The following is a 12,214-nucleotide window of genomic DNA, read 5'->3' on the forward strand; positions in this document are numbered from 1 at the left end:
TACCGAGTCGCGCACGGATTGCGGTAACGTTCAGGTTTTAGGTTTTGACACGAACAACCCGGAGATCTGGTATGGCATCCATCGGTTCCAGGGACTACGACAAAGTCGTACCCCAGAAAGTCGCATTTCTTGGTTTGGGCGTCATGGGCTTTCCCATGGCTGGCCACCTGGCAAAAGCCGGCCATCAAGTGACGGTATACAACCGCACCGAAGCCAAGGCCAAAGCCTGGGCACAGGAGTTCGGCGGCAACAGCGCGCCCACCCCGCGCGAAGCCGTCGCTGGCGCACAAATCGTTTTCGCCTGCGTGGGCAACGACGACGACCTGCGCAGCGTGGTGCTGGGTGACGATGGCGCCTTTGCCGGCATGGCGACGGGTGCGACTTTCGTTGATCACACCACGGCATCGGCAGATGTCGCTCGCGAACTGTACGGGCAAGCTCGCGAACTGGGCCTGCAGTTTGTGGATGGTCCGGTGTCCGGCGGCCAGGCCGGAGCCGTCAACGGTGCGTTGACCATTATGTGCGGCGGCGATCAAGCTGCCTTCGACGTCATCAAACCCGTCGCACAAGCCTACGGCCGTGCTGTCACACTCGTCGGCGCGCCCGGCGCCGGTCAACTGGCCAAAATGGTGAACCAGGTCTGCATCGCCGGGATCGTCCAGGGGTTGTCGGAAGCCATTGCGTTCGGCCAGGCAGCGAATCTGGACATGAAACTCGTGCTGGATGTCATCAGCAAAGGCGCGGCGCAAAGCTGGCAGATGGAAAACCGTGGCGGCACGATGGTAGACGACAAATTCGATTTCGGCTTTGCCGTGGATTGGATGCGCAAGGATCTCGGATTGGTGCTGGCCGAAGCCCGCAACAACGGCGCCCGCTTGCCGTTGACGGCACTGGTGGATCAATTCTACGGCGATGTACAGCGCGCCGGAGGCGGCCGCTGGGATACATCCAGCCTGATCACGCGTCTGCGAGATTAACGATCGCTCAACTCTGAAACTGCCGTCATGCAAGACTTGAACGACCTGTACTTTTTTTCTCAGGTGGTGGAACACGGCGGTTTCAGCGCCGCGGCGCGCGCCCTGGATATCCCGAAATCGCGCCTGTCGCGGCGCATCGCCCATTTGGAAGAAGCATTGGGTGTACGCCTGTTGCAACGGACGACCCGCCGGCTGCGGCTGACATTGGCAGGCGAACGCTATCTGCATTATTGCCGCGAAATGACGGCGTCAGCCCGGGCTGCAGAAGAGGCTATGCGTCAACTGCAATCGCAACCCTGCGGACCCGTCATCATCAGTTGCCCCATCTCCATTGCACAGCAAATGTTGGCGCAGCTGCTGCCGGAGTTTCTGGATACCTGGCCGTCGGTGTCCGTACAGGTGCTGGCCACCAATCGCCGCGTCGATCTGATTCGAGAGGGCGTCGATCTCGCGTTACGCGTGCGTACGCGTCTGGATACCGACGCTGAATTAGTCGTCAAACATCTAGGTGAAGACAGCAGCACCATGGTCGCGAGCCCGGCGTATTTGCAGCGCTATGGCACGCCGGAAACACCGCAGGATTTATCCGCCCATGCGACCCTGAGCTTTGATGATCCCAAGACTGAGGTGCGCTGGCGGCTGCGCAACGCTGCGGACGACGAAGTCGAGGTGTCCGTGCAGCCCCGGCTGTGCTGCAACGACTTCATTGTGCTGACTGAAGCAGCCATCCGAGGCCGTGGGATCGCCCTGCTCCCCAGCGTGGCGACCTATGACGCATTGCGACAAGGCCAATTGGTACAAGTATTACCCGAATGGCGCACGCCTACGGGCATCGTGCACTGCATCTATCCGTCGCGCCGAGGCATGTCGCCGGCAGTACGAGCCCTGCTGAACTTTATTTCGGAACGGCTGCCCGGGGTATATGCGCGGACGATAAATACCGAAGAGCTGAGCGCCTAGTCCTTGGCGGTTCCCGGCGCGGTGTGCTTGGCCGTCGCCAACGGCAGCCACAGCACAGCCGCCAACCCGACTCCGCCCCGAGTATTGGGCTCGCCATCGCGCAGCGTGATGTCGCCCGCGTTGCGGCGCGCGTAGGCTCGGGCAATGGACAATCCCAAACCAGACCCCGACGAAACCGAAGCGCGTCCGGAACTCAGTCGATCAAAACGGGCAAATGCACGATGGCGTGATGCCACATCAATGCCCGGACCGTTGTCAGATACCGAGACCTCCGCCCGATCACCGACCAAGGCTGTCGATACGGTGATCCGCGCACCCGCCGGAGCATAATGGATGGCGTTGTGCAGGAGATTCGACAACGCCTCATGCAGCTCGGCCTCGCTGCCGAATACAGGCAAAACGGGCATTACCAAGGCGCTCTCGTCGCTGTCTCGCGGCGCGTCCTCCCTTGCGACGACGTCCGGCGCGTCCATGATTCCCGCTGCACGCAATGCCTGGGCGTTGCGAATCGATGCCTCAGTGGCCTCGGCTGCCACCCAGCCCAGATCCTGCCCTTTCTCATGTGATAGCGGCAGATATTGCAAAACGACATCTCGCGCCACGTCGTTCAGATCCAATAACTGACGCGGTGTCGAATCGCCCTGACTGGCATGCGCCAACGACAATAGCTGCTCGGTCAGACGCCGCGTCCGTCCCAATTGATCCACAATCGCGCGCAAGCCTTCCTGGGCGCGTTTGGGATCAGGCTCTCGCAACGCATACTGCGCCTGTGTCAGGATGATTGCCATTGGCGTACGCAACTGGTGCGAAGCATCGGCCAGGAACTGGGCCTGCTCATCCAATACCCGCCTGTACCGTTCGATGTGATAATTCACCGCCTCGACCAGAGGGATCACCTCGCTGGGAACCCGCGACGCGTCCAACGGCGTCATATCTTCTGGCGAACGGGCACGGATGTCGTTGCGTAACCGGGTCAACGGCCGTAATGACCAGGCCACCCCCCACCACACCAGAATGGCCACCAGCGCCAACATACGCGCATCGCGCAACAACTCCTGGCGCCGGGCGGCCTCCTCGGCTTGCAATCGTCGGCCGATGCTTTCGGCCACCAGCACCAGCACCTGACGATGCTGGCCCCGGTAATACAAATCGCGCAGCACGGCTACCACGCGAACCGGATCATCACGATAGATACTGTTGAAAAACATTGGCTCTCCGCGAGTAGAGGGCCAAGCAGGAGGGCGGGGCAATTCTGGCATACCGGCCAACGTTCGCCCCGAAGGGGGCACGACGTTGGCTCCTTCCGGAAGCGGGGGGACGATTTCCTCGATGCGAAAGTATTTCCGCAGCCCGGCCTTGGACTCGAGGATCACCTGCGCATACACCGGCGTGGTCACCACCAGTTGTCCAGCGTCGGTAAATTCAATACTGCTTTCCAGCACCCGCGCAGGTTCTAGCAGCGCGCTGTCGTAAGCCTCATTGGTGATCGCAGACAGGGTCCGATAGTCGTTCCAGCTGTCGATGACCAGCAACAGGATCACCCCTGGCAGCAACAGGGTGATCAACAACGTGCGAATGCCGATCAGCGGCAAGCGAAAACGGTCAGAGCTCGGCAGTTTCACTGACGCTGCTTTCCAGCATGTATCCCAAGCCACGTACCGTCACGATGCGCACGTCGCTGCCCGCCAGTTTTTTGCGCAACCGATGCAATACGACTTCGATGGCATCCAGGCTGGACTCGCTGTCCTGGGTGAATACCTTGCCAAACAATTGGGCCTTGTCCACGGGATAGCCGCTGCGCGTCAGCAACGCCACCAAGGCCGCGTGCTCGCGCGGCGTAAGCAGGAGCAATACACCGTCCAGGGTAAAGGCGCGGCTTTCGCCGTCATAAGACAACGACCCGCATTGCAGGCGCGGCTGCTGGCGCCCCCGGCTGCGCCGCACCAAGGCCGCCACACGCGCTTCGAGTTCCTCGAGCGCGAATGGCTTGGTCAGGAAATCGTCGGCGCCGAGATTGAGCCCGCGCACCCGGTCTTGCAAAGCGCCCTGCGCCGTCAGTAACAGTACGGGAGTGCGATCGTCACGATTACGCATGTCGCGCAACACCACCAGCCCGTGCTTGTCGGGCAAGCGCAGGTCCATGACGATGGCGTCGTATTCGTGAGCGCTCATCATGGCCTCGGCGCTGCGGGCGTCCGGCGCATGATCGGGGGTAAACCCGCTTTGCGCCAACGCTCGCACCAGCCAAGAGGCCATTTCGAGCTCGTCTTCAACCAGCAATATGCGCATGGCCGTCTGGGTCGGCAGAAAGACTATCGGCGACCCGCGTCGGGCCATGAACCCGTTGGCGCAGATAGCGGGTTTCGTGCTGACGCCGGAACAGAATGCTCGAAAGCTCGTTCAGCGCCAGGGTGTATACCTCGCGTTTGAACTCGATGACCGCATCCAAAGGCACCCAATACTGGCTCCACCGCCAAGCATCGAACTCCGGATGCTGCGTCGCGCGCAGGCACACATCGCAGTCGCGCCCTACCAGGCGCAACAAAAACCAGATCTGCTTTTGACCCTTATAGTGCCCTCGCCACTCTCGCCGGACGAAATGGTCCGGCACGTTATAACGCAACCAATCGCGTGTGCGCCCCAAAATACGGACATGTTCAGGCTTCAAGCCTACTTCTTCGTGGAGCTCGCGATACATGGCCTGCACCGGGCTTTCGCCATATTTGATGCCGCCCTGCGGAAACTGCCATGCATGTTCCCGGATTCGCTTGCCCCAAAAGACCTCGTTTTTACTGTTGACGAGAATAATGCCGACATTGGGACGGTAGCCTTCACGATCAAGCATGGCCACCCCCACCGAATTCAATACAATTACAGTCGATTATACGTATCCGTGGCCACCTTTAACTATGCGCGCATCTACCTACCATCTCAACACGCTGAAAGAAGCACCCTCTGAAGCCGAAGTCGTCAGCCATCAACTGATGACCCGGGCCGGCATGATCCGCAAATTGGCGGGCGGTATCTATACCTATATGCCCCTGGGCTTGAAGGTCATCCGCAAAATCGAAGCCATCGTCCGCGACGAAATGAACGCGGCCGGCGGGATCGAGCTGCTGATGCCCGTGGTGCAGCCCGCCGAGCTCTGGCAGGAATCCGGCCGCTGGGTGCAATACGGCCCGGAACTGCTGCGCATCAAGGACCGCCATCAGCGCGATTTCGTCTTGCAGCCGACCTCGGAAGAAGTCATCACCGATATCGCCCGCAATGAAATCCACAGCTATCGGCAACTGCCTCTGAATTTCTATCACATCCAGACCAAGTTCCGAGACGAGCGCCGTCCCCGTTTCGGGCTGATGCGTGGCCGGGAATTCACCATGAAGGACGCGTATTCGTTCGATCGCGACGAGTCCAGCGCCCAGCAAAGCTACGACAAGATGTATGACGCGTACATGCGCATTTTCAGCCGTCTGGGACTGGAATTCCGCGCCGTCGCGGCAGATACGGGCTCGATTGGCGGCACGCGCAGCCACGAGTTCCAGGTCATTGCCGACACAGGTGAAGACCTGCTGGTGTACAACCCCGACTCCCAGTATGCCGCCAATATCGAATTGGCCGAGGCCCCCTGCCTGTTGGCCGAGCGGGCCGCACCGGCCGAGAAGCTGGAGGCCACTCCTACTCCCGGAGCCGCCAAGTGCGAGGACGTCGCCAAATTGCTGGGCCTGCCCCTGGAGCGCACGCTCAAATCGCTGGTGCTGGCGACCGAACCCGAGCCGGGCAAGGTTCAGATCTGGCTGCTGATGCTGCGCGGCGACCACGAACTCAACGAAATCAAGGCCGGCAAAGTCCCCGGCCTGGCAGACTTCCGCTTTGCCACCGAATCCGAAATCGTCGAGCATTTTGGCTGCAAACCGGGCTATCTGGGCCCGATCGGCACGGCCTTACCGGTACGCGTCGTAGCGGACCGCACCGTCGCCAACATGGCCGACTTTGTCTGCGGCGCCAATCGCGAGGATTATCACTACACCGGCGCCAACTGGGGCCGGGACCTGCCGGAACCCGAAATCGTCGCTGATCTGCGCAACGTGATGGCCGGCGATCCGTCCCCGGATGGCGTGGGCCACCTGGCGATCCAGCGCGGCATTGAGGTAGGACACGTCTTTTTCCTGGGTACGAAATACTCCGAAGCGCTCAAGGCGACCTTCCTGGACGAGACCGGCAAGCCTGCCACCTTGCAAATGGGCTGCTACGGCATCGGGATCACCCGGATCGCGGGCGCAGCCATTGAACAGAATCACGATGCCCGCGGCATCATCTGGCCCAAGGCCATCGCCCCCTTCGAAGTCGTGATTTGCCCGGTAGGCTGGGGCAAAAATGAAACTGTTCGTAACGAGGCCGTAAAACTCTATGACGAACTGCGCGCCCGTGGCGTAGACGTCATTTTGGATGATCGTGACGCCAGGCCAGGGGTTATGTTCGCTGAATGGGAGCTGATAGGGGTGCCCTTGCGCGTAACAGTTGGAGAACGCGGCCTGAACGACGGTGTGGTGGAATTGCAGGCCCGTTGCGAAAGCGACACTGTAAAAATTCCTGTCGAGTCGGCCCTGAATCAGGTGCTGGACAAGCTGGAAACGCTGTAGACTGCCCAGCCCACCAAGCTAGGCGTGCTGATAAGGCTGCTCTCTCACTGTGATTGAATCGACGTCCACCGAAGCCACCTTTAATATCCGTGTCTATTACGAAGACACGGATGCGGGTGGCGTCGTGTTCTACGCCAACTATCTGAAATTCCTGGAACGCGCGCGCACCGAATGGCTGCGCGACCTGGGCGTTCAGCAGTCGGCATTGGTCGCAGACGAATCACGGATGTTTGTCGTCCATTCACTGGACATGTCATACCGCAAACCGGCACGATTGGACGATTTGATTACCATACGCAGCCGGGTGACCCGGGTAGGCCGCGCGTCGATACATTTCGACCAACGCGCGGAACGCGACGGGGAACTGCTCGCGCATGGCAATATCCAAATCTGTTGTGTTGATGCAGTGCATTTGCGTCCGGCGGCACTCCCTGCTGTCGTACGCGCCAAATTGGAATCCCTTCAGGAATAACCCATGCAAGTCTCCAACGACATGTCGTTGATTTCGCTGGTCACGCACGCCAGCCTCCCCGTCCAGCTCATCATGTTGCTGCTGCTGGGCATTTCCATCATGTCCTGGACATATATCTTCGCCAAGCGGCTGGCTATCAAGCGTGCGCACACGCAAACCCGCCGCTTCGAAGACGATTTCTGGTCTGGTGGAGATCTGTCGATGCTGCAACAGGCCGTCGCCAGCCGTCGTGACGAACAAGGTGCCCTGGCCCGCATCTTCGATGCCGGCATGACCGAATTCCTGAAAGCGCGCCGCACCAATACCACCGGCGACGTCAACAGCGTCCTGGATGGCCCGCGCCGGGCTATGCGTGCTGCGTATCAGCGGGAAATGGACTCGCTGGAATCCCACCTCAACTTCCTGGCGTCGGCCGGCTCGGTCAGCCCCTATATCGGCCTGCTGGGTACAGTGTGGGGCATCATGCACGCCTTCATCGGCCTGTCGAACATGCAGCAAGCCACGCTGGCATCGGTCGCCCCGGGGATTGCCGAAGCGCTGATCGCCACCGCCATCGGCCTGTTTGCCGCCATTCCGGCGGTGGTGGCCTATAACCGCTACACGCACGACATCGACCGCCTGTCGATTCGTTTCGACAGCTTTGTCGATGAATTCCTGAACATCCTCCAACGCCAGGTGCGCTAATGCCTTCGGTACGGTCGAACGGCCGCGCGGGCCGACGCATGAAGGCCGACATCAATGTCGTGCCCTACATTGACGTGATGCTGGTGCTGCTGGTGATCTTCATGGTTACCGCTCCGCTGATCACTCCGGGCCTGATCAATCTCCCGTCGGTGGGTCAGGCCTCGGACGTGCCTGCAACGCCGCTGGAAGTTCAGATCTCAGAGGATGGTCAACTGGCGTTGCGCATGCGCGAGGCCGGCGCCACCCTGCAAGACATTCCACGTGATCAACTGGTGGATCAAGTCCGTCAACGAATCACCGCCGAGACTCCTGTGGTCATTGCCGCAGACGGCAAGGTGCCCTACGAAACCGTGGTCAAAGTCATGGACGAGTTGCGCAGCAACGGCGTGACACGCCTGGGCCTGCTGGTTGACCAAGGCGGCGCTGCCGCCCAGCAATCGACCCAGCCCGCACCACAGCAAACCAGAGGGCGCTGACGCGCAGGTGCGCGCCGCTTTGCCACATCATTTATGACCCCGCCTCTCTTTCGACACGACAGCACCGCGCCGCACTCTCCCGCCGCGCAAGACAATCGCAAAGCGCTGGGCTTGGCCATCCTGGCGCACGTGTTGCTGCTGATCGCCCTGATTTTTGGTGTCAGTTGGCATACCGAAGATCCCGGCCCGGTCCAGGTGGAACTATGGGCCAACGGCGATACGCCCAATTCCCGTCCTCCTGAAGAGCAGCCTGACGAGCCCGACGTCACGCCCGAACCTCAGCCTCCTCAGCCGGAGCCAGAACCGGAACCTGCGCCTCAGCCTGAACCTGAGCCGCAGCCCGAACCCCAGCCCCAAACGCCCCCTCCCGTCGCACAACCGGAACCTCAGCCCGATCCAGAAATTGCGCTCGAGGCCGCGCGTAAAAAACGCGAACAAGAGGAAAAAGCCCGCTTGGCCGCCGAGGCGGCGGCAGAAAAGGCCCGCCAGGACGAAATACGCAAACAAGCCGAGCTGAAAGAGCAGCAACGCCTGGAACAAGAACGTAAAGAAGCGGAAGCCGAAAAAGCAGCGGCCGCCAAGAAAGCAGCTGCTGAAAAGGCGGCCGCTCAAAAGGCTGCGGCTGAGAAAGCCGCTGCCGAAAAAGCGGCTGCACAAAAAGCGGCTGCGGAAAAGGCTGCCGCCGAGAAGAAAGAAGCTGCTGAAAAGGCCGCAGCAGAAAAAGCCGCCGCTGAGAAGAAAGCCGCAGCCGAGAAAGCGGCGGCCGAAAAGAAAGCGGCAGCAGCAAAAGCAGCAGCTGCGAAAAAAGCGGCCGCCGACAAGGCGCTGCGCGACGCCATGCGAGGCGATGCCCTCGGCGCTGCCGGAATCCCGGGCGGCACGGCTGACCGCAACCAGCGAGGCGGTGGCGGCAACGACAGTGGCTATGCCTCGAAGGTGCGCACCTGCGTACGCCCCGGCGTCGTTTTTGACACGCCCCCCCGCAGCGGTTCGTCTAACCCGACAGCCCAATACCGGGTACAGTTGAGTTCAGACGGCAAGGTAACTGGCTTGAATCTGACCGGTTCGTCGGGCAACTCCGTATTTGACCGTGCGGTCGAAACGGGGATCCGGCGTTGCAATCCGTTCCCCAAACCCTCAACGGGCGCCTATCCGTCCGTTATCGACGTTGTGTACAGAATGTATGACTGACAGGAGATTGCTGATAATGACTCCCGCCTCCAGCCGCCCCTTGAGCCCGGGGCTCGCGCGTGCCTATGGCATGCTATTTACTCTGCTGACGGCAATCGCTCTGCTGGCCTGGCAGCCCGCTCACGCCCAATTACGAGTTGATATCTCCGGGACCGGGGCCACCCAGTACCCGGTGGCGATTGCCGATTTCGCCGTGGATGACGTGCATGGCCGCGCTATTGCGGACGTTATCCGCGCCGATTTGACCCGGACAGGCCAATTCCGTCTGATCAACGCCTCCGGCGCTGGTTTGAACGTCGACTCGCAGGTCAACTATGACGACTGGCGCAACAAGGGCGCCGATTTCCTGGCCTATGGCAGCATTACCCGTGGCGCGGATGGCCGCTACGACGTGCGCTACCGCCTGGGCGACACCATCAAGAAAGGCCAGTTGGACGGCGTTGCCTTCTCCGGTAGCGAACAAGAACTGCGCCGCGTCGCGCACCAGATCGCTGACCGCATCTACGAGAAGATCACCGGCGTTCGCGGCGTGTTTTCGACGCGTATTGCCTATGTGCTCAAGCGTGGCAACACCTATGAACTGCAAATCGCCGATGCCGATGGCCAAAACCCCCAAGTTGCCTTGCGCTCGCGCGAGCCAGTCATCTCGCCAGCGTGGTCGCCTGATGGCAGCAAACTCGCCTATGTGAGCTTCGAGTCGGGCAAACCTGTTGTTTATGTGCACACATTGGCAACCAGCGCCCGCATCCCTGTTGCAAATTTCAAAGGCAACAACAGCGCCCCCGCCTGGTCGCCTGATGGCTCCAAACTCGCGGTGGCTCTCACCCGTGACGGTTTGTCGCAAATTTACATCGTTGGAGCCGACGGAAGCTCCAATATGCGCCGTTTAACGCGTTCTCCGGGCATTGACACCGAACCGATCTTTACGCCGGATGGCCGTTCTATTATCTTTACAAGTGATCGCAGCGGTGGACCGCAAATCTATCAAACCGGCCTCGACGGAGGCGATGCCCGTCGGCTGACTTTTAACGGTAGTTACAACATCTCACCCCGAATTTCCCCCGACGGTTCCACGCTGCTGTACGTTTCCAAACGCGACGGCGCGTTCCGCATCGCATCACTACAACTGGCCTCTGGTAACGAAGCCCTGCTGACTGATGGTCGTGATGACCAGTCACCCAGCTTCGCTCCCAACGGCATGCAAATCCTGTACGCTGCAGTGCAAAATGGCCGCAGCGTGCTGGCAGGAGTATCTAGTGATGGACGTGTGCGGCAAACGCTCTCCGTACTGAACGGGGAAATACGTGAACCCACGTGGGGCCCTTTTACCCGCTAAACACGCATGACCCTTCTTTGCAAAGGAAACATCATGAAGACGCGCATTGCCAAAAGCTTGACCATTGCCGCCTTGGCCGCCACGTTGGCAGCTTGCAGTTCGGTACCGCTAGATGACCAAAACGCTGGTTCGACCACGGGCAGCGGCACAGGTGGCTCGGCCTCCGGCCAGATCCTGGATCCGTTCAACCCGCAAAGCATCCTGGCGCAACAGCGCTCGGTCTACTTTGATTTCGACAGCTACACGGTGCCCGAACAGTACCGCAGCTTGGTGGAAACCCACGCCCGTTACCTGGCTTCGCACCAGCAACAGCGCGTGCAGATCCAAGGCAACACTGACGAACGCGGCGGCGCCGAATACAATCTGGCTTTGGGCCAACGCCGTGCCGACGCAGTGCGTCGCATGATGACGCTGCTGGGCGCCACCGATGCTCAGATCGAGACCATCAGCTTCGGCAAGGAAAAACCCCGTTCGACGGGCTCTACCGAAGCTGATTTCGCGGAAAACCGCCGCGCCGATATCGAATATCAGCGCTAAGCTTTTCGCGCACTAGCTCTGCCGCGCGTCGGAACGGTCAAGCGGCCGTTCCGACGTTTTTGTTTTTTGGACTCTGGAATTTCTTATGCGCGATAAAGTCTTGTCCCTGCGTACCCTGGTCATCTCAGTCGCTCTGGCTACCACAGCCCTCGCTGCCCCTGCGCAGGCTTTTGCCGACGATGAGGCCCGTCGGGCCATTCTGGACTTGCGCGAACAAGTAAGACAACAAAACGAACAAAATCAGCGCGCGCGGCTGCAACTGGCCGATCAGATGCAGTCGATGCAGCAGGAAATCACGCAGTTGCGTGAGCAGTTGGAACTGGTGTCGCGCCAGCAACCTAGTGGGCAGGCAAGCCACGGCTCGGCGAATCCGCCTGGAGCGACGGCTAGCGATCCTAGCGAGCAGTCGGCCTATGACGGCGCGATCGATCAATTCCGCCAGGCGCAATACCAGGATGCGGCTGATTCATTCGCCGCGTTTCTCGCGTTGTATCCCAATAGCCAGTTGGCGCCGACGGCCAAGTTTTACCTGGGCAGCAGCCGGTATGCAGTCAAGGACTATAAGGGTGCTATCGAAGAGCTGAATCAACTCGTGCAGCAGACGCCGAACGATGCTCGGGCACCGGATGCGTTGCTGGTGATTGCTGGTAGCCAGATCGAGCTGAATAACCGGACGGGGGCCAAGGCTTCGCTGGAGCGGATTGTGAAAAACTATCCGAATAGCCAGGCGGCTGGGACGGCTAAGAATCGGTTGCAGTTGCTGCAGTAGCGGTTGTTGCTGGCATGGGGCGCTATTCTCTTGCCGGTCTAGAGGATCTCTATTAAGCCGCCCCTGCCGGGTACCGGGAAGCCACGCCGGCCCTATCGCACGGACTCGGCCCATGACCAGGGGCCTCGGCCCGCTTCGCGGGCTAAATCCGCGCTCAACGGNCCGGCGTGGC

13 protein-coding genes are annotated in these 12,214 nt (G+C 60.4%); 10 read left to right on the plus strand and 3 right to left on the minus strand.

What is annotated here, in order from left to right; translation table 11 throughout:
• Positions 1 to 71 precede the first annotated feature (71 nt).
• Positions 72 to 977: an NAD(P)-dependent oxidoreductase gene (locus ACNA0I_RS25665; protein ID WP_415808853.1), complete on the plus strand. Its 906-nt coding sequence runs from the start codon at positions 72 to 74 to the stop codon at positions 975 to 977.
• Positions 978 to 1,004: 27 nt separating this feature from the next.
• Positions 1,005 to 1,937 (plus strand): LysR family transcriptional regulator, encoded by a 933-nt coding sequence (locus ACNA0I_RS25670; protein ID WP_415808854.1) that lies wholly within the window; start codon positions 1,005 to 1,007, stop codon positions 1,935 to 1,937.
• Here ACNA0I_RS25670 and ACNA0I_RS25675 read toward each other — a convergent pair.
• The 3 genes from ACNA0I_RS25675 to ACNA0I_RS25685 are packed head-to-tail and all read right to left on the minus strand — an operon-like array spanning position 1,934 to position 4,782.
• Positions 1,934 to 3,520: a sensor histidine kinase gene (locus ACNA0I_RS25675; protein ID WP_415808863.1), complete on the minus strand. Its 1,587-nt coding sequence runs from the start codon at positions 3,518 to 3,520 to the stop codon at positions 1,934 to 1,936. The genes ACNA0I_RS25670 and ACNA0I_RS25675 overlap by 4 nt on opposite strands.
• A 19-nt stretch (positions 3,521 to 3,539) precedes the next feature.
• On the minus strand, positions 3,540 to 4,226 hold the full coding sequence (locus ACNA0I_RS25680) for a response regulator (protein WP_094819870.1): 687 nt from the start codon (positions 4,224 to 4,226) through the stop codon (positions 3,540 to 3,542).
• Positions 4,207 to 4,782 carry an RNA pyrophosphohydrolase gene (locus ACNA0I_RS25685; protein ID WP_415808855.1) on the minus strand — a complete coding sequence of 192 codons (576 nt, stop codon included), beginning with the start codon at positions 4,780 to 4,782 and terminating at the stop codon, positions 4,207 to 4,209. Before ACNA0I_RS25685 ends, ACNA0I_RS25680 begins: the two co-directional genes overlap by 20 nt.
• A 64-nt stretch (positions 4,783 to 4,846) precedes the next feature.
• Between ACNA0I_RS25685 and ACNA0I_RS25690 the strand changes: the two genes are divergently transcribed.
• The 8 genes from ACNA0I_RS25690 to ybgF all read left to right on the plus strand — a co-directional run bounded on the left by ACNA0I_RS25690 (position 4,847) and on the right by ybgF (position 12,042).
• The gene (locus tag ACNA0I_RS25690) at positions 4,847 to 6,577 is read left to right on the plus strand and encodes a proline--tRNA ligase (protein ID WP_415808856.1); all 1,731 of its coding nucleotides are present in this window, start codon (positions 4,847 to 4,849) and stop codon (positions 6,575 to 6,577) included.
• Positions 6,578 to 6,626: 49 nt separating this feature from the next.
• The gene (ybgC, locus tag ACNA0I_RS25695) at positions 6,627 to 7,049 is read left to right on the plus strand and encodes a tol-pal system-associated acyl-CoA thioesterase (RefSeq protein WP_415808857.1); all 423 of its coding nucleotides are present in this window, start codon (positions 6,627 to 6,629) and stop codon (positions 7,047 to 7,049) included.
• 3 nt (positions 7,050 to 7,052) lie between these two features.
• Positions 7,053 to 7,733, plus strand: a complete 681-nt coding sequence (tolQ, locus tag ACNA0I_RS25700) for a protein TolQ (RefSeq protein WP_415808858.1) — start codon at positions 7,053 to 7,055, stop codon at positions 7,731 to 7,733.
• Positions 7,733 to 8,209 (plus strand): protein TolR, encoded by a 477-nt coding sequence (tolR, locus tag ACNA0I_RS25705; protein ID WP_094819866.1) that lies wholly within the window; start codon positions 7,733 to 7,735, stop codon positions 8,207 to 8,209. The genes tolQ and tolR overlap by 1 nt, the downstream gene beginning before the upstream one ends.
• 33 nt (positions 8,210 to 8,242) lie before the next feature.
• Complete coding sequence (gene tolA / locus ACNA0I_RS25710) at positions 8,243 to 9,400, plus strand: cell envelope integrity protein TolA (RefSeq protein ID WP_415808859.1); 1,158 nt, start codon at positions 8,243 to 8,245, stop codon at positions 9,398 to 9,400.
• 16 nt (positions 9,401 to 9,416) lie between these two features.
• Positions 9,417 to 10,736, plus strand: coding sequence for a Tol-Pal system beta propeller repeat protein TolB (gene tolB / locus ACNA0I_RS25715; RefSeq protein WP_415808860.1), 1,320 nt, complete (start codon positions 9,417 to 9,419; stop codon positions 10,734 to 10,736).
• Between the two features lie 33 nt (positions 10,737 to 10,769).
• Entirely contained in the window at positions 10,770 to 11,273 is a 504-nt protein-coding gene (gene pal / locus ACNA0I_RS25720) for a peptidoglycan-associated lipoprotein Pal (protein ID WP_094819863.1), read from the plus strand.
• An 85-nt stretch (positions 11,274 to 11,358) separates the two neighbouring features.
• A complete protein-coding gene (gene ybgF / locus ACNA0I_RS25725; protein ID WP_415808861.1) occupies positions 11,359 to 12,042 on the plus strand; it encodes a tol-pal system protein YbgF in 684 nt (227 codons plus the stop codon).
• The last annotated feature ends 172 nt before the right edge of the window (positions 12,043 to 12,214 follow it).

The sequence above is a fragment of the Bordetella muralis genome (assembly GCF_965139205.1).
Lineage (GTDB): Bacteria > Pseudomonadota > Gammaproteobacteria > Burkholderiales > Burkholderiaceae_B > Bordetella_A > Bordetella_A muralis.

Coding starts and splice junctions, on each gene's coding strand:
- ACNA0I_RS25690 (WP_415808856.1), top strand. CDS start 4,847: ATGCGCGCATCTACCTACCATCTCAACACGCTGAAAGAAGCACCCTCT.
- tolB (WP_415808860.1), top strand. CDS start 9,417: ATGACTCCCGCCTCCAGCCGCCCCTTGAGCCCGGGGCTCGCGCGTGCC.
- ACNA0I_RS25670 (WP_415808854.1), top strand. CDS start 1,005: ATGCAAGACTTGAACGACCTGTACTTTTTTTCTCAGGTGGTGGAACAC.
- ACNA0I_RS25665 (WP_415808853.1), top strand. CDS start 72: ATGGCATCCATCGGTTCCAGGGACTACGACAAAGTCGTACCCCAGAAA.
- ACNA0I_RS25680 (WP_094819870.1), bottom strand. CDS start 4,226: ATGCGCATATTGCTGGTTGAAGACGAGCTCGAAATGGCCTCTTGGCTG.
- tolQ (WP_415808858.1), top strand. CDS start 7,053: ATGCAAGTCTCCAACGACATGTCGTTGATTTCGCTGGTCACGCACGCC.
- ybgF (WP_415808861.1), top strand. CDS start 11,359: ATGCGCGATAAAGTCTTGTCCCTGCGTACCCTGGTCATCTCAGTCGCT.
- tolA (WP_415808859.1), top strand. CDS start 8,243: ATGACCCCGCCTCTCTTTCGACACGACAGCACCGCGCCGCACTCTCCC.
- tolR (WP_094819866.1), top strand. CDS start 7,733: ATGCCTTCGGTACGGTCGAACGGCCGCGCGGGCCGACGCATGAAGGCC.
- ACNA0I_RS25685 (WP_415808855.1), bottom strand. CDS start 4,782: ATGCTTGATCGTGAAGGCTACCGTCCCAATGTCGGCATTATTCTCGTC.
- pal (WP_094819863.1), top strand. CDS start 10,770: ATGAAGACGCGCATTGCCAAAAGCTTGACCATTGCCGCCTTGGCCGCC.